Origin of the sequence: Pseudomonas putida NBRC 14164, assembly GCF_000412675.1 — a bacterium.
Classification (GTDB): Bacteria; Pseudomonadota; Gammaproteobacteria; order Pseudomonadales; family Pseudomonadaceae; genus Aquipseudomonas; species Aquipseudomonas putida.
Genome location: NC_021505.1, coordinates 3,193,898 through 3,210,892 on the forward strand (window position 1 = coordinate 3,193,898; position 16,995 = coordinate 3,210,892).

14 protein-coding genes, 1 pseudogene and 1 riboswitch are annotated in these 16,995 nt (G+C 63.8%); of the genes and pseudogenes, 12 read left to right on the forward strand and 3 right to left on the reverse strand.

Translation table 11 applies throughout. The annotated features are described in order from the left end of the window. Window positions 1-252 precede the first annotated feature (252 nt). From PP4_RS14180 to PP4_RS14225, 10 genes are all read left to right on the forward strand, one after another. Window positions 253-1,587, forward strand: coding sequence for an LLM class flavin-dependent oxidoreductase (locus PP4_RS14180; RefSeq protein ID WP_016499879.1), 1,335 nt, complete (start codon window positions 253-255; stop codon window positions 1,585-1,587). A gap of 27 nt (window positions 1,588-1,614) precedes the next feature. Next, complete coding sequence (locus PP4_RS14185; RefSeq protein WP_016499880.1) at window positions 1,615-2,715, forward strand: LLM class flavin-dependent oxidoreductase; 1,101 nt, start codon at window positions 1,615-1,617, stop codon at window positions 2,713-2,715. A 158-nt stretch (window positions 2,716-2,873) separates the two neighbouring features. Then, entirely contained in the window at window positions 2,874-5,348 is a 2,475-nt protein-coding gene (locus tag PP4_RS14190) for a TonB-dependent receptor plug domain-containing protein (protein ID WP_016499881.1), read from the forward strand. A 167-nt stretch (window positions 5,349-5,515) separates the two neighbouring features. Further along, window positions 5,516-5,739: riboswitch (cobalamin riboswitch) on the forward strand. 94 nt (window positions 5,740-5,833) lie between these two features. Then, the gene (locus PP4_RS14195; protein WP_016499882.1) at window positions 5,834-6,022 is read left to right on the forward strand and encodes a CbtB domain-containing protein; all 189 of its coding nucleotides are present in this window, start codon (window positions 5,834-5,836) and stop codon (window positions 6,020-6,022) included. Window positions 6,023-6,031: 9 nt separating this feature from the next. Beyond that, window positions 6,032-6,718: a CbtA family protein gene (locus PP4_RS14200; RefSeq protein ID WP_016499883.1), complete on the forward strand. Its 687-nt coding sequence runs from the start codon at window positions 6,032-6,034 to the stop codon at window positions 6,716-6,718. Next, the gene (locus PP4_RS14205; protein ID WP_016499884.1) at window positions 6,718-7,107 is read left to right on the forward strand and encodes a cobalamin biosynthesis protein; all 390 of its coding nucleotides are present in this window, start codon (window positions 6,718-6,720) and stop codon (window positions 7,105-7,107) included. The genes PP4_RS14200 and PP4_RS14205 overlap by 1 nt, the downstream gene beginning before the upstream one ends. Window positions 7,108-7,140: 33 nt before the next feature. Continuing rightward, window positions 7,141-7,893, forward strand: coding sequence for a precorrin-4 C(11)-methyltransferase (gene cobM / locus PP4_RS14210; RefSeq protein ID WP_016499885.1), 753 nt, complete (start codon window positions 7,141-7,143; stop codon window positions 7,891-7,893). Window positions 7,894-7,959: 66 nt separating this feature from the next. Beyond that, on the forward strand, window positions 7,960-8,181 hold the full coding sequence (locus PP4_RS14215) for a DUF1272 domain-containing protein (RefSeq protein WP_016499886.1): 222 nt from the start codon (window positions 7,960-7,962) through the stop codon (window positions 8,179-8,181). Window positions 8,182-8,424: 243 nt separating this feature from the next. Continuing rightward, window positions 8,425-9,039 (forward strand): response regulator transcription factor, encoded by a 615-nt coding sequence (locus PP4_RS14220; RefSeq protein ID WP_016499887.1) that lies wholly within the window; start codon window positions 8,425-8,427, stop codon window positions 9,037-9,039. A 13-nt stretch (window positions 9,040-9,052) separates the two neighbouring features. Then, window positions 9,053-12,322, forward strand: coding sequence for a transporter substrate-binding domain-containing protein (locus PP4_RS14225; protein ID WP_016499888.1), 3,270 nt, complete (start codon window positions 9,053-9,055; stop codon window positions 12,320-12,322). Here the strand turns inward: PP4_RS14225 and PP4_RS29850 are convergent. The 3 genes and pseudogenes from PP4_RS29850 to gntR all read right to left on the reverse strand — a co-directional run bounded on the left by PP4_RS29850 (window position 12,297) and on the right by gntR (window position 14,765). Further along, window positions 12,297-12,791: a methyl-accepting chemotaxis protein gene (locus tag PP4_RS29850; RefSeq protein WP_232107066.1), complete on the reverse strand. Its 495-nt coding sequence runs from the start codon at window positions 12,789-12,791 to the stop codon at window positions 12,297-12,299. The genes PP4_RS14225 and PP4_RS29850 overlap by 26 nt on opposite strands. Before the next feature lie 42 nt (window positions 12,792-12,833). Beyond that, a pseudogene (locus PP4_RS29855) lies at window positions 12,834-13,652 on the reverse strand (PAS domain-containing protein); the annotation flags it as partial. 93 nt (window positions 13,653-13,745) lie between these two features. Then, entirely contained in the window at window positions 13,746-14,765 is a 1,020-nt protein-coding gene (gntR, locus tag PP4_RS14235) for an HTH-type transcriptional regulator GntR (protein WP_016499890.1), read from the reverse strand. A 207-nt stretch (window positions 14,766-14,972) separates the two neighbouring features. Here gntR and PP4_RS14240 point away from each other — a divergent pair, with 207 nt between their 5' ends. Continuing rightward, window positions 14,973-15,512, forward strand: coding sequence for a gluconokinase (locus PP4_RS14240; protein WP_016499891.1), 540 nt, complete (start codon window positions 14,973-14,975; stop codon window positions 15,510-15,512). A 111-nt stretch (window positions 15,513-15,623) separates the two neighbouring features. After that, the gene (locus PP4_RS14245) at window positions 15,624-16,976 is read left to right on the forward strand and encodes a GntP family permease (protein WP_016499892.1); all 1,353 of its coding nucleotides are present in this window, start codon (window positions 15,624-15,626) and stop codon (window positions 16,974-16,976) included. Window positions 16,977-16,995 lie beyond the last annotated feature (19 nt).

Consider the following 16,995-nt stretch of genomic DNA (forward strand, 5'->3'; position numbering starts at 1 on the left):
CATCGCATTGATTTTAATACCATTAAATAATATTAGCATAGAACCACAAAGCCTTTCACAACCCCGCCCCACACCCGCTAAGGTCACTCCAGACCGACCCCTTTCCTGGCGGAGGCCGTCCACCACGACCACCCCAGGAGCCTTGCACGCATGCCACCTCTCTCACCCGCACCCCTGCTTCATCTTCGCCCACGGGCCAGGTGACGCATGGCTGTCCCCATTCCCTTTGCAACACAACCCACAGGTACTCCGATGAGCAAACGACAGATCCGCCTGGGCGCCATGATCCATGGCGTCGGCCACGGCTGGGGCGAATGGCGCCACCCAGAGGCGTTGGCCGATGCCAGTGTCAATTTCGGCTTCTACAAACAGCAGGCCAAGCTGGCCGAGGCGGCAAAGTTCGACTTCGCCTTCATCGCCGACAGCCTGCACATCCACGCCCGTTCCAGCCCCCACTACCTCAACCGTTTCGAGCCGCTGACCATCCTTTCGGCGCTGGCTGCGGTTACCGAGCACATCGGCCTGGTGGCCACGGTCACGGTCAGCTACACCGAGCCGTTCCAGGTGGCACGCCAATTTGCCTCGCTGGACCTGATCAGCGGCGGGCGTGCTGGCTGGAACGTGGTGACCTCCTGGCTTTCCGGCACCGCCGACAACTTCGGCAAGGCTGAACACCCGCCGCATGCCGTGCGTTACCGGATTGCCCGTGAGCATGTGGATGTGGTCAAGGGGCTGTGGGACTCGTGGGAAGACGACGCCTTTACCCGCGACAAGCAAAGTGGGCAGTTCTTCGACCCGGCCAAACTGCACACCCTCGGCCACCAGGGCGAGTACTTCAAGGTCAAGGGCCCACTGAACATCCAGCGTTCGCCCCAAGGGCAGCCCCTGATCTTCCAGGCTGGCGTGTCGGAAGACGGTCGCAACTTCGCGGCGCAAAACGCCGACGCCATTTTTGTCAGCCCGGAATCGTTCGACGACGCTCACGCCTATTACCAGGACCTCAAGCAGCGTGCCACGCGCCATGGCCGCGACCCCGACGCACTATTCATCCTGCCCGGCATCCGCCCCATCGTCGGCCGCAACGCCAAGGAGGTCGAGCAGCGCTACCAGCAGGCCGTCAACCTGGTGAGCATCGAGGATGCCCTGGTAGCCCTGGGTCGCCCCTTCAACGACTACGACTTCAGCCAGCATGACCTGGACGCGCCCTTCCCCGACCTGGGCACCCTGGGCAACGACAGCCACAAGGGCACCTCGGACCAGCTCAAGCAACTGGCCCGTGATGAAGGCCTGAGCCTGCGCGAACTGGCACTGCGCTTCTCGCGCCCACGCAGAGACTTCGTCGGCACCCCGGAGCAGGTTGCCGATGCCTTGCAGCACTGGTTCGAAAACGACGCTGCCGACGGTTTCATCATCAACTCGTTGCTACCCGACGGCCTGCAGTACTTCACCGAACACGTGGTACCGCTGCTGCAAGCCCGTGCCCTGGTGCGCAGTGAGTACACCGGTAAAACCCTGCGCGACAATTTCGGCCTCAGCGTGCCGGAAAACCGCAACACCCTGCGCCGCAGCCAGGCAGCGGTTGCCTGAGCCTACCCAGACAAGGAGTTTTGTTCCATGAGCCTCGAATTCATCGGCCTCATCGGCCCGCAGGAAAGCAGCGAATCCCAGGCGCCACGTGGCCCGCTGGTTGATCTTGAGTTCATCAAGGCCTTCTCCCAGGCCCAGGAATATGGCGGCTTCGACAAGGCATTGCTGGCAGTCAACACCAGTGCGCCGGATTCGATGATCCTGGCCAGCTACGTGGCAGCGCTTACCGAGCGTATCGGCCTGCTGGTCGCCCACCGCCCGGGCTTCCAGGCGCCAACTTTCGCTGCCCGCCAGTTCGCCACCCTTGACCAATTGAGCGGGGGCCGGGCATCGATCAACGTCATCACCGGCGGCGATAGCGGCGACCTGCAGCGCGATGGCGACTTCCTCGACAAGGATGCCCGTTATGCCCGCACCGATGAGTACCTGCAGGTACTGCGCAACACCTGGACCCGCCAGGAGCCGTTCGACCACCTGGGCACTCACTACCGCGTTGAAGACAACCTGACCTTGGTCAAACCGGTGCAGCATTTGCCCATCTACTTCTCCGGTGCGTCAGACGCCGCGGTTGAAGTGGCCGCCAAGCACGCCGACGTCTACATGATGTGGGGCGAACCGCTGGATCAGGTACGCGAGCGCATCGCCAAGGTGCGCAAGGCTGCCGCCCGCTACGGGCGCGAGAAGCACATCCGCTTCAGCTTGTCGTTGCGACCGATCCTGGGCGGCACCGAGGCCGAAGCCTGGGCCCGCGCCGAGCGTATTCTGGCCGATGCCCAGGAACGCATCGGCATCCGTCAGGGCAACCGCCGCGAGAAAAACTTCGGCAAGAGCAACACCGGCTCCGAACGCCTGGTGCAACTGGCCAGCCAGCGCAAGGTGCATGACACCCGGCTGTGGACCGAGATTGCTGCGTTGGGCGGCGGTGCCGGTAACTCCACCTCGCTGGTAGGCACTGCAGACCAGGTGGCCGAGGCCGCATTGGCCTACTACGAACTGGGGGTGACCACCTTCCTGTTCCGCGGCTTTGACCAGCTGCGCGATGCGGTGGAATACGGGCAGGACCTCATTCCCCGTATTCGGGCGTTGGTAGAACAGCATGAGGCTGGACGCAGCACCCGCACAGCCTAGATCTCCATTCGCTTCACCAGCCTCTTCGCGGCGGTTCGACGCCTCGACATGCCCGCGAAGAGGCCGGTGCAGGCAAACACTTCCCCAACACCCTACGCCAGCCTTATCAGGACCTGGCGCCTATTCGCCTGCGTGCTCCACCGTACTCCGAGGACATGATGTCTAGAACACCGCTTTTCGCCCTGCCCCTGGCCTGCCTGCTCACCCCCTTCGCCAATGCCGCCCCAACTACCGAAGACCCGCGCCTGGACACCGTCACGGTGATCTCCACCGGCCTGCGAGGCAACCAGCGCACCGTCGCCGACAGCCCGGCCCCCATCGACGTGATCAGCAGCGAGCAGCTATTGCGTACCGGCCGCGCCGAGTTGTCCGAGGCCATCTCCAAACTACTGCCCTCGTTCAACTTCGGCACCAACATTGCCGGCTTCCAATCCGGCGTGCGGCCACTGAGCAACCGCAGCCTGGGCCCGGCCTACACCCTGGTGCTGGTCAATGGAAAACGCCGCCACAACAGCGCCGTGCCGGCCAGCGGCTCGACCGACAACAGCGGTGCCAACGCCGTTGATATCGACATGATCCCGGTCAGCGCGGTGTCGCACATCGAGGTTCTGAAAGACAGCGCCGCCGCCCAGTACGGTTCGGATGCGGTGGCCGGAGTGATCAACATCATCCTCAAGAGCGCCAGCAGCGGCGGCCACTACGAAAGCAGTTACGGCCAGCTGTACAGCGGCCAGGGCGAAACCATCAAGCTGGCGGGCGACCAGGGCTTCAGCCTGGGTGACGGCGGTTTCCTGCACCTGTCGGGCGAGGCACGCAAGCGCGGCACCGCCAACTGGATCGACAAGGCCGCCCCCGATTACCGCGCCTACTTCGAAGACGACCGCCAGGCCGCCTGGGACCACCGGGCGGTGAAGAACGGCGACCCTGACCTGCGCGCCTTCAACCTCGGTTACAACGCCGAGTTGCCCATCAGCGACGATTTGAAGCTGTATTCATTCGCCACTTATGCCGAGCGCAAGCTGGAGGCTTTCAACAACTACCGCCTGCCCAACAGCAACGCCTCGATCCCGGAGTTGTTCCCCGACGGGTATTTCCCGCTCAACAACATCAAGGACACCGACTACCAGTGGCTGCTCGGCGCACGTGGCGCCGCCGGTGCCTGGGACTGGGACCTGTCCACCACCTACGGGCGCAACAAGAACCAGCAGTCCAGCGACCTGACCATCAACCCCACCTACGGCCCGGCCTCGCCAACCTCGTTCGATGACCTGGCAACCTTGCGGTTTGACCAGTGGGTGAACAACCTGGACCTCACCCGCGCCTTCGACGGCCTGTTCGGCCTGGCGGTACCGACCCGCGTCTCGGCCGGCCTGGAGCACCGCTGGGAGCGCTTCCAGACCTTTGCCGGCGACCCCATCGCCTACAGCGTCGGGCCCTACACCTACCCGGCTACCCTGGCAGACGGGCGCCCCAACCCGCTCTATGCGCTGGCCAACGGCCAGACCGCCGTGGGCGCCCAGGCTGCGCTGACCATTCGCCCGGAAGACGAGGCCGATGTGAAGCGCAACAACTATGCCGCCTACATCGACCTCGGCCTGGACCTGACGCCGCGCTGGTACCTGGGCGCCGCCGCGCGCGTCGAGCACTACGACGACGACTCGGGCAACACCGCCAGCTTCAAGCTCAATTCACGCTATGAACTGAGCGAAACCGTGGCGGTACGCGGCACTCTGGGCAGCGGCTTCCGCGCCCCGTCGCTGACCCAGAGCGGCTACACCGTCAGCGACAACCGCACCGCGCTGGACGCCGACGGCAACGTAGTGCCGGCCTTGCGCCGCACCGTGGCGCCCGGCAGTGCCGCCGCGCTGGCATTCGGCGGCGACAAGCTCGACCCGGAGAAATCGCGCAACGCCGGCCTTGGCCTGACCTGGCAACCGGCGCACCGCACCAGCGTTACCCTGGACACTTACCTGATCGACATTGACGACCGCATCCTGCTCACCGAAAACCTCTACGACCGGCAGAACGGTGCCGGTGCCATTGGCGACATCCTCGAATCGCTGGGCCTGGCACGCACAACCTGGATCAACTACTACACCAACGCCTTCGACACCCGCACCCGCGGCCTCGACCTGGTGGGCGACCACACCAGCGAGTTCGGTGCCTGGGGCGATGTGCGCTGGACCTTGGGCTTCAACTGGAACAAGACGACCGTACGCGGCACCCGGGGTACGCCCGCAGCGCTGGCCGCCGCCGGTATCGACGTGGTCGGCCATGGCCGCGAGGGCGACCTGGTGGCAGCCTCGCCGAGAACCAAATGGGTACTGGGCAGCCAGTGGTTGCTGGGCAGCTTCACCGGCACCTTGCAGACCACCCGCTACGGCAAGGTCGAAACCTGGCAGCAGAACCAGGCCCAGGACCGCACCTTCGGCGCCAAGTGGATCACCGACCTGGACCTGTCCTACCTGCTGTTCGACAGCCTGACCGTCAGTGTGGGTGGCACCAACATCTTCAATGTGCGACCCGACAAGAACGGCGTGTACAACGCCAACGGCAACCAGGCGGCGTACGGCAACCCACCGTTCCACCCAGGTGGCGGCTATTGGTACACCAAGCTGGCCTATGACTTCTGAAGCATCTGCACATTTGCTCCTGGCCTGTGGGAGAGGGTTCACCCGCGAAGCATCCAACCCGGTGCATGGCACCGACAAAGCCGGTGTTCGCGGGTAAACCCACTCCCACAGGTGTGCCTTGCACCTTCGGTACTTGGCAATTGACGCAAACCCCGCCCCCATGCTCTCCTTATGCCTCACGTTCAGGTGCCCCCACAGGGGGTGAAACGGGAAACCGGTGCGTCCCAGGCCCTCCAGCAGGGCCGGACAATGCCGGTGCTGCCCCCGCAACGGTAAGCGAGTGAAGCGTCTGTACCACTGTGCCATGTAGTCCGGCATGGGAAGGTGACGCTTTCCAGGAGCCCTGCTCCTCCTCGCAAGCCCGGAGACCGGCCTGGCGTTCATGAACACCCCGCGGAGGGCGGGCGCTGTTGCATTCCCCTGGGCGGCCACGCATCGGGGATGCCGCGCTTGCCCGTTGCCCACAAAAAGCAGAGGAACGCGTCATGCCCGTCACCAGCACCAAGCAGCACAGCCTTGCCACACCCGTCACCCTCAGCCAGCGCGTCGTCATCGCCGTCGGCGCCAGCCTGCTGGGCCTGTGCCTGGTGTACTTCGCCGGCTTTTCGCACATCGAGGCCGTGCACAACGCCGCCCACGACACCCGCCACAGCGCCGCCTTCCCCTGCCACTGAGTACGCCTGATGATCACGCGCATTGCCCGTACCGCGGGCTTCAGCGGGCTGCTTGCGGCCCTGCTGCTGACCCTGCTGCAAAGCTTCTGGGTCGCCCCGCTGATTCTTGAGGCGGAAACCTACGAATCCTCGGCCCCTGCCGCACAGCACGAACATGGTGGCGAAGTGGCCGCCCATGAGCACAGCGCCGAAGCCTGGTCGCCGGAAGACGGTTGGCAGCGGGTGCTGTCCACCACCGGGGGCAACCTGGTGGTCGCAGTCGGCTTCGCCCTTATTCTCGCCGCCCTGTACAGCCTGCGCGAACCGCAGCGTGCCGGCACCGGTGCGCTGTGGGGCCTGGCCGGTTTTGCCGTGTTCTGCCTGGCCCCGACGTTGGGGCTGCCACCGGAGCTGCCCGGCACTGCTGCCGCCGACCTGGGGCAACGCCAGGCCTGGTGGATTGGCACGGCCAGCGCCACGGCCCTTGGCCTGGCCTTGCTGGTGTTCGCCCGCCACTGGCTACTGAAGGCGCTGGGCGCCGTGCTGCTGGTAATCCCCCATGTAATCGGTGCTCCGCAGCCCGAAGTACATGAAAGCCTGGCCCCCGAAGCACTGGAGACCCAGTTCAAGATGGCCTCCTGGCTGACCAACGCTGCATTCTGGGTAGCCTTGGGCCTGCTCAGTGCGTGGCTGTTCCGCCGCTCCAGCCAGGCCTGATGCCAGCGTTCTACGCCGGCTTCGGCTGCCGCCGGGGCTGCCCGGCGGACACCCTGCAAACCCTGCTGCACCAAGCCCTGGCTAGCCAGGGCCTGGCGCTTGCCGACCTGCGCGGCATTGCCAGTATCAGCCTCAAGGCCGACGAAGCCGGCTTGCAGCAACTGGCCGAACGCCTTGGCTTGCCTTTGGTGCTGTACCATAGCGCACAACTGCAAGCCTTTGAGCCGCTGCTCAGCCACCGCTCTGCCACAGCCCATGCCCACAGCGGCTGCTGGGGCGTGGCCGAAAGCGCGGCGCTGGCCCTCGCCAGCGAGCAGCCCGGGAGCACAGCCCGGTTGCTGCTGACCCGCCAGGTACTGGGCCCGGCGACCCTCGCCCTGGCCTGCTGAACAATTCGCTCCTCTTTCTTGCAAGGACTTTCCATGACGGTGTATTTCATCGGTGCCGGCCCCGGCGACCCGGAACTGATCACGGTCAAGGGCCAACGGCTGATCCGCCAGTGCCCGGTGATCATCTATGCCGGCTCACTGGTACCTGCTGCCGTGCTCGACGGCCACCAGGCCGAGACCGTGATCAACAGTGCCGAGTTGCACCTGGAGCAGATCATCGCCGCCATGCGCAGCGCGCACGAACAAGGCCAGGACGTGGCCCGGGTGCACAGCGGCGACCCCAGCCTGTACGGCGCCATCGGTGAGCAGATCCGCCACCTGCAGGCGCTGGGCATCGATTACCAGATCATACCCGGGGTCACGGCCACGGCGGCCAGCGCCGCTCTGCTTGGCTGCGAGCTGACCCTGCCACAGGTCGCGCAGACGGTGATCCTCACCCGCTATGGCGACAGTTCGCCAATGCCACCCGGCGAACAACTGGGCGACCTTGCGCGCCATGGCAGCACCCTGGCGATTCACCTGGGGGTCAAGCACCTGTCGCGAATCGTCGAACAACTGCTACCGCACTATGGCGCGCACTGCCCGGTGGCGGTGGTCCATCGTGCCACATGGCCTGACCAGGACTGGGTGCGCGGCACCCTTGGCGATATCGTCGAGCGCGTCGCAGCCAAGGATTTTCGCCGCACGGCGCTGATCCTGGTAGGCCATGTGCTCGGGGACACTCCATTCGCCGAGTCGGCCTTGTACCGTGCCGGGCACGCGCACCTGTACCGCCCTGGCGACTGAGCATTGCCAGCATTGCCACGGGCGTAGCAGACTCCGGGTTCCCGCCTGCGAACAGGAGTCACACCCATGCTGGAATTACGCCCCAACTGCGAGTGCTGCGATACCGACCTGCCGGGCGACAGCCCCGATGTGCTGATCTGCTCCTTCGAATGCACCTTCTGCCGCGCCTGCGCCGATACCCGCTTCAAGGGCCGCTGCCCCAACTGTGCCGGCCAGCTGGTGGCCCGCCCGACGCGGGTCGGCCAGGCGCTGGTCAATAACCCCGCTGCCACCCAACGCGTGAACTAAGCACACGCTGCTTGCGCCTGACTCCACACCTCAAACCAGGCATTGCCGCTTTGATAGGGTGATGCCTTTCCCGTTGCTTGTAGGACTTTTCAACAACAAGCGCGCGGATTATCAACACTTCTATACTCGGCATTACCAAACCTCGGGATTGGTCGTATCTTGCAGCGCTTCCGATTAACCCACTTGCAGACGTATTCCTGAGTGTTCCAGGAAGCGGACCACATCTTGACAGGAGTTTTCCACATGACAACCGTGCTGATCGTCGACGACCACCCCATTGTCCGACTGTCTTTGCGCCTACTACTGGAGCGTGAACGTTTTCATGTCGTTGGCGAGGTGGGTAACGGCAGCGAAGTGGCGCAGGTAGCCCGCGACCTGCGCCCGGACGTGGTAGTGCTCGACATCGGCCTGCCCGGCCTGGACGGCATGGAAGTGATCAAACGCCTGCAGTGCCTGGAGCCAGTGCCCAAGATCATGGTGCTGACCGGCCAGGCCACCGACCTGTACGTGCGGCGCTGTCTGGATGCCGGCATCGGCGCTTTCGTCACCAAGGAAGAAGACCACGAAGCGCTGCTGTTTGCCCTCAAGGCCCTGGTCAAGGGCTATTCGACCTTCCCGCAAATGTCGGTCAACAGCAACTCGCTGGAGAGCGAACCGGTACGCCTGGCCAGCCTGTCGAACCGTGAAATGGAAGTGCTGCGGCGCCTGGCGCGCGGCGAAAACAACAAAAATATCGGCACCTGCATGAACCTGAGTGCCAAGACCATCAGCACCTACCGGGGCCGTATCATGGAAAAGCTCAAGACCGAATCGCTGGTTGAAATGGTCGACCTGGCCAAACGCAACAGCGTCTACTGAGCGCTCGGCCGCCATGAAGCGCCTGCTGGCGTGCATGCTCCTGGCCATCGGCCTGTCCGGCCCCGCCGCGCTGCTGGCCGACAGCGAACCTCGCCAACTGCTGGCGCGCTCGGTCAGTGCCGCAGCGCCGTTGCAACTGTCCAGGGAAGACCGGGAGTGGCTGAAGCAACGCCAATACCTGGTGCTGGGCAGTTCGCGTCCCGACTATCCGCCCTTCGAACTCAACGCCAGCCAGCAGGACTACGAAGGCATTAGCGCAGACTACGCCGGCATCATCGCCGAGCAGCTGGGCATAAACGTCGAAGTACGGCGGTTCGACAACCGCCACGAGGCCATCGCTGCGTTGCGTGAGGGCAGTATCGACCTGCTGGGCAGCTCCAATGCCTTCGAGGCGGCAGATGCCCAGCTTGACCTGAGCACCCCGTATGCCGACGACATGCCCGTCATCGTCACCCGCGAAGGAACCAGCCTGAAGAACAAACCCGACCTCGCCGGCCTGCGCCTAGCGATGGTCGATCACTACCTGCCGGCCAGCACCGTACGCAATCTGTACCCCAAGGCGCAGTTAAGCCTGTACCGCTCGACCCTGGCCGGGCTGGCCGCTGTCGATCTGGGCGAGGCCGATGCCTACCTGGGCGATGCCATCAGTACCGATTTCACGATTGGCAAGAGTTACCAGGGCACGCTCAGAATCGACCACTTCTGCCAGGTCCCTGCGGGGGCATTTGCCTTTGCCCTGGCCAGCGACAACCCTCGCTTGCGTCGGTTGGTCGACATGGCGCTAGCGCGCATCACCGACAGCGAGCGGCTGAATATCCTGCGCCGCTGGAGCAGTGGCCACACCAGCCTGCTGCTGCAGCGTCACCTCACCGCCTTGAGCAAGGAAGAGGAAGCCTGGATCGCGGCCCACCCCAACATCAATGTCTTGGTCAACACCTCGTTGGCGCCACTGACGTTCAACGACGCCGAACACCGCCCAACCGGCATCACCCTGGACCTGCTGAAACAGATTTCGCTGCGCACAGGGCTGCACTTCAGCGCGGTCGAAAGCGATTCGGCGCAGGCAATGGTCGAGCGTCTGGCCCGTGGCGATGCACAAATGATTGGCGCATTGGGCTATGGCGCGGATCGCGCGAAACAACTGCGCTTTACCCGCCCCTACCTGGTCAGCCCACGCGTTCTGGTTACCCTTAGCGACAGTACTTTCCCGGCACAGGCCAAGGCGCTGGATGGTCAGCGCATCGCCGTGGTACGCGGCTCGCCGCAGCGGGCGCTGCTGCAACAACGCTACCCGCAGGCCCGGCTGGTGGAAGTGGACAACCCGCTCGGTCTCATGGAGGCCGTGGCCGGGGGGGCTGCCGACGCTGCCCTTAGCAGCCATATCAACGCCGCCTACTACATCAGCCATGTTTTCAAGGGCCGCTTGCGCATCGCCAGCGTGCTGGACGACGACCCGGCCATTGCCGCATTCGCCGTGGCCGCGGACCAGCCGCAGCTACAGGCCATCCTCGACAAGGCACTGCTGAGCATTCCACCCGAAGAGCTCGACCAGCTGGCCAACCGCTGGCGCACCAGCACCTTGGTCAGCGATAGCCCTTGGCGCGACTACCGCACCCTGGCCTTGCAGGTACTGGTTTTGTCGGCCCTGCTGCTGGCGGGCGTGGTGTTCTGGAACAGCTATCTGCGCAAGCTGATCAACCAGCGCACCGAGGCCCAGCACGCGCTGCAGGCGCAGCTGGCCTTGAGCCGCGGCCTGCTCGAACAGCTGCGTCAGACCAAGGACGACGCCGAACAGGCCAGCCAGACCAAAAGCACCTTCCTGGCCACCATGAGCCATGAAATCCGCACCCCGATGAATGCCGTGATCGGCCTGCTGGAGCTGGCCCTGGAAGACAGCCGCAAGGGGCATTGCGACGCCCAGACCCTTCAGACTGCCCATGACTCGGCCATCGGCCTGCTTGAGCTGATTGGCGATATTCTCGACATTTCCCGCATCGAATCTGGGCACATTACCCTGCAACCGGTACCCACAAACCTGGTCGAGCTGGTACGCGCTACAGTACGGGTGTTCGAAGGAAACGCTCGGGCCAAAGGCTTGTATCTGCACGCAGCACTGCCTGCCGAGCCGGTCTGGGTGCTGGCAGACCCGCTGCGGCTCAAGCAGATCCTGTCCAACCTGATCAGCAACGCCATCAAGTTCACCGACCGCGGCGAGGTACAGGCCAGTTTGCTGATACCTTCAACTGGGGGGGACAGTAGCCAGTCTATCGACCTGTCTGTGCGTGACACCGGCATCGGCATCAGCCCCGTTGATCAGGCCCGGCTGTTCAACACCTTCGTGCAGGCTGATGGACCGCGGGCACGCCAAGGGGCGGGCTTGGGGCTGGTGATCAGCCGCACCTTTGCCGAACTCATGGGCGGCAACTTGAGCCTGCAAAGCGTCGAAGGTGTCGGCACCAAGGTGCAAGTCAGCCTGCAATTGCCAGCCTGCCCGGCACCGCAACCTGTTGAGCAGCACACCCCGGCAGCCGAAAGCAGCAGTGGCCCGCTGGATATCCTGGTAATCGACGACTACCCTGCCAACCTGCTGTTGCTGGAGCGACAACTGCACACCCTGGGCCATCACGTGACCCTGGCAGAAAATGGCCAGGTCGCGCTGGAGCGCTGGCAGGCAGGGCATTTCGACCTGGTGATCACCGACTGCAGCATGCCGGTGATGGACGGCCACGAACTCACCCGCCGCATTCGCAGCCTTGAAGCCGAACGCGGCCTGCCGGCGTGCCAGATCCTCGGCGTGACTGCCAATGCCCAGGCCGAAGAACGTGACCGATGCCTGGCCAGCGGCATGAACGAATGCCTGTTCAAACCGATCGGCCTGAGCACCCTCAAGGCTCACCTGCCTCAAGCCCGCAGCGCCCCAGAACCGCCACTGCGCAGTAGCGGCTTCAACCTGGCTGAACTGCGCCACCTGACCCAGGACGACAGGCAACTGACGCGGCATCTGCTGGAACAGCTTTCAATAAGTGTCGGCGAAGATCTCGCCTCTTTGCGCGCGTTGGCACCCGAGGCCTCCGATGAGGCCGTTCGCACCCTGGCTCACCGCATCAAGGGCGGCGCGAAGATGATAAGGGTGCGCGGCGTGGTCAAGGATTGCGAAGCCATCGAGAACGCTCATGCGCGGGGCCTGCCAACGGTTGATCAGCGTGAACAACTGCAAATCAGCCTGCAAGCCCTGCTGAACGAGCTGAGCGACGCACTCAATGCAGTTGAAGCGTCGAGCTGATCTGGCTGATGGCATCCACCACGTGCCGCGAACCCTGCTGGATTTCCATGATCACCGTACCGGCCTCATTGGCCAGTGCAACCCCATGACCGGTGCGGGTCAAACTCGACTGCATGCTGGCCACGGCCAGCAGTGACAGGTCGTGGTTCTGCCGCACGACATCGACGATTTCCAGGGTGGCCTTGCTGGTCCGCGCCGCCAGGTTGCGCACCTCGTCGGCCACCACGGCAAAACCGCGCCCGTGATCCCCGGCGCGGGCCGCCTCGATGGCCGCGTTCAGGGCCAGCAGGTTGGTCTGGTCGGCAATGCCCCGAATGGTCAGCACGATCTGGCCGATCACATCTGACTGCTTGCTCACGGCATCGATGCTGCGTGCAGCCTCGTTCAGCTCATGGGAAATCTGCTCGATCACCTGCACCGTCTGCTGCACCACCTCGGTGCCCTTGCGCGCACAGGCATCGGTCTGCATGGAACTGGCATGGGCGGCGTCGGCGGCGGTTTGCTGGGTACTGACCTGACGGGTGATGTCACTGGCGAACTTCACCACTTTGTACAAGCGGCCCTTGCTGTCGAATATCGGGTTGTAGGAGGCCTCCAGATAGACCATCTGGCCCTGCTTGTTGATGCGTTCGAAGCGGTGCGAATGGTACTCGCCGCGGTTGAGCGATGCCCAGAACTCACGGTACTCGGCCGATTCGCGCTCCTGCGGCAGGCAAAACAACCCGTGATGGCGGCCAACCACCTCGTCCAGGCGATAGCCCATGGTGTCGAGGAAGTTCTGGTTGGCCTTGATCACACGGCCTTGCGGGGTGAACTCGATCACTGCCATGGAGCGACCGATGGCCTTGAGCAGGCTCTCGCTCTCGTGCTCCTGCACGACCCGCTGACTGATGTCGGCTGCCACCTTGATCACGCTGGTTACCTGGCGCTGTTCGTCCAGCACCGGCATGTAGCTGGCCTCCAGCCAAACCTCGCGGCCGGCCTTGTCGAGGCGTTCGAACGTACCGCTGATCGCCTTGCCCTGGCCCAGTTCACGCCACAGCTGCTGGTACTCGGCAGTTTGCGCATAGCCCGGTTCGCAGAATAACCGATGGTGTTTGCCCCGCAGCTCGTCTGCGCTGTAGCCCATGGCTTGGCAAAAACGCTCGTTGGCATCGAGGATGGTGCCATCAGGGGCGAACTCGATCATCGCCATCGAACGGCTGATCGCCGCCAATTTGGCTTGCGTGCCGCTCAAGGCCTGGTGAGTGCGCTGGATCTCAACCAAATCGGATTTGCGATGGAAATCGAACATGACGCCGGGCTCCTTTATGCGCGGTGTCCTGAGCATAGATCGCCGTTGGCGCCGTGCAAGCACAGTGCTATCACTTTAGGATTACTACATTGATATGACAGGACGCGCCTGCACAGCCACGAGTTCTCGCTACGAACTCTCGCGCACCATCAGCTCAAAGCCCAGATCCTGTTGCGTATCCGCCACCCGCTTGCCATCGAGCAACGCCAGCAGCGCCTGCGCCGCGCCACGCCCGACTGCGGCCCGGGGCGTGCGAATCGAGGTCAGGCGCGGCACCATGTGTGCCGAAGCGGGCAAGTCGTTGAACCCCACCATGGCCACCTGACGTGGCACTTCCACCCCTTGGCGCAGTGCCTGCAGCACCGCCCCTTGGGCCAGGTCGTCGTTGCAGAAGAAGATACCGTCGACATCCGGCGACTGTTGCAGCAACTGGCTGAACAGCACACTGCCCAAGGCAATCGACGAAGGCTCCGGCGCCAGTACCTCCAGCTCGGCCGCCTGCAAACCGGCCTCGGCCAACGCCTGGCGGAAACCTTCGGCCCGCTGCATTACCCGTGGATCGAGCTGCGCGGCAATGAACGCCAGGCGTTGGCGCCCACGCTCGATCAAATGCCTGGCCGCAGCGCGCCCGGCCTGCTGCTGCGAAAAACCCACCGACAATGCCCCTGGCTCGCCATTGAGCTCCATCATGTGCACACACGGCACACCGCTGGCGGCCAGCATCTGCCGCGCCGCGTCGCTGCGCTCGAAACCGGTCAACAGCATGCCGCAGGGCTGGTAGGCCAGGTAATTGCGGATCAGATTCTCTTCTTCGGCAAGGTCGTAGTGATAGTTGCCAATCAGCACTTCGAGGCCACGCGGGCGCATGACCTCGTGAATGGCTTCCAACGTGTCGATGAACAATTGGTTGGACAACGACGGGATCAACACCACCACCGACTGGCTGCGGGCCGAGGCCAGGGCGCGGGCCGCCGGGTTGGCCACGTAGCCCAGGCTCGCCGCTGCAGCGACGACCTTTTCGACCAGTTCAGGCGCAACCGTGCTGACCCCGCGCAGGGCGCGCGAGGCGGTAATCGGGGAAACCCCGGAAAGCCTGGCAACTTCGGCCAGGGTGGGACGACCTGTAGTACGGGAGCCGGTGCGGGACATGGATGTTGTAATTTTACTACTTGCAAGGATAGGGAACGGCCACTAAGGTAGCGCTGTCTCAGGACGCAGGCAATGTAATCTTTGGCAGCAGCCCGCACGCGCTCGCTACCAGGCGTCCATACTGCGTAAGGACAAGACCAATAACACCGGGGAGGTGGCTGTTCGTCGGCGACGAGACAGCGCTATCTCACCCCGCAGGAGGTACTGATGAATTCTCCCCTGTCCGCCATCGTGGTGATGGGCGTGGCCGGTTGCGGCAAAAGCTGCATCGGCGCTGCCATTGCTGCCCGAAGCGGCGGCCGCCTGATCGAAGGCGACGCTTTCCACCCTGCCGAAAACATCCGCAAGATGAGCGATGGCATCCCGCTGGACGACAGTGACCGCGCCGGCTGGCTGGTGCGCCTTGGCCAGGAGTTGCAGGCCACCACCCAGGCTGGGGAGCGCCCGATCCTGACCTGCTCGGCACTCAAGCGCCGCTACCGCGACACCCTGCGCGATGCCATGCCGGGGCTGGTGTTCGTGTTCCTCGAACTGTCGCCCGCCGAGGCGGAAAAACGCGTACTGGCCCGGCCCGGCCACTTCATGCCGGCTAGCCTGATCGACAGCCAGTTTGCCGCTCTGGAATCGCCACGCGGCGAGCCACTGACGCTGGCGCTGGACGCTACCCAGCCCATAGAAGCACTCGCCGAAGCGGTGGACCGCTGGCTAAAGCGCTGTGGTGAGCAGGGGCTAGCGCAAACCGCCTGACTCCGGCGGCTTTCCCGGCTCACCAAAGACAGCGCTACCTTGACCCGTGAGTGCGGGCAAAGTTCCAAAACGCTACGCCAAAAACAACGATAAGATCGAGGCCTTCAAACCATGTTCGGACTGGCTACTGACACCTTCCTGCTGCTCGATGCGCTGGTTACCATCGTCGGGCTGATCCTGCTGATCACCCACTTCAAAGTGCACCCCTTCGTCGCCCTCACCCTTGCGGCCGGCTTCCTTGGCCTTACCTCCGGCATGCCGGTGGCCAAGGTAATGAAGTCGTTCCAGGATGGTTTTGGCGGTGTGCTCGGCTTCGTCGGCATCGTGCTCGCCCTGGGCACCATGCTGGGCAAACTGATGGCCGACTCTGGGGGTGCCGACCAGATTGCACAAACCCTTATCCGGGCCTTCGGCAAGAAGAACGTGCATTGGGCGATGATGTTTGCCGCCTTCCTGGTGGGCATTCCGCTGTTCTTTGAAATCGGCTTTGTGCTGCTGATTCCGCTGGTGTTCATCGTGGCGCGGCGCTCCGGCGTATCGCTGGTCAAGATCGGCATCCCGCTGCTGGCCGGCCTGTCGGTGGTGCACGGCCTGGTGCCGCCACACCCGGGCCCATTGCTGGCGATCGGTATTTTCCACGCTGATATCGGCAAGACCATCTTCTACGGCCTGATCGTCGCACTGCCCACCGCGATCATCGCCGGGCCGCTGTTCGGCAATTTCATTTCCCGCTACATCCCGGGCAACCCGTCCCAGGAGCTGATGGACCAGATCGCCAAGGAGTCCGACCAGGGCAACCTGCCAAGCTTCAGCATCACCCTGATTACCGTGCTGCTACCCGTAGCGTTGATGTTGCTGAAAACCTTCGCCGACGTGGTACTGCCGGCCGAGCACATCGTGCGCCAGTGGATGGACCTGATCGGCCACCCCATTACCGCCCTGCTCGCGGCCCTGCTGCTGGCCTTCTACACCTTTGGTTCGGCCCGCGGCTTCAACCGCCAGCAGATCATGAAGATGCTTGACCAGAGCCTGGCCCCCACGGCCGCCATCGTGCTGATCGTGGGTGCTGGCGGCGGCTTCAAGCAGATGCTGGTGGACACCGGCGTGGGCAACGTGATCGGGCAGATGGCCGTGCAGGCAGAGATTTCGCCCATCATGCTGGCCTGGCTGGTGGCAGCGGTAATCCGCATCGCGACCGGCTCTGCCACGGTCGCTACCATTACCGGGGCAGGTATTGTTGCACCGGTAATCGAACTGGTCCCGGGTGTGAACCGTGAGTTGCTGGTGCTGGCCACCGGTGCTGGCTCGTTGATCCTGTCGCACGTGAACGACGCCGGCTTCTGGCTGGTGAAGCAGTATTTCAACATGACCGTAGCGGAAACCTTCAAGACGTGGAGCATGATGGAAACCATCCTCTCGGTGGTTGGCATCATCTTCATCATGTTGTTGGCGCAGGTGGTGTAACCGTTTATCGGGGTAATGG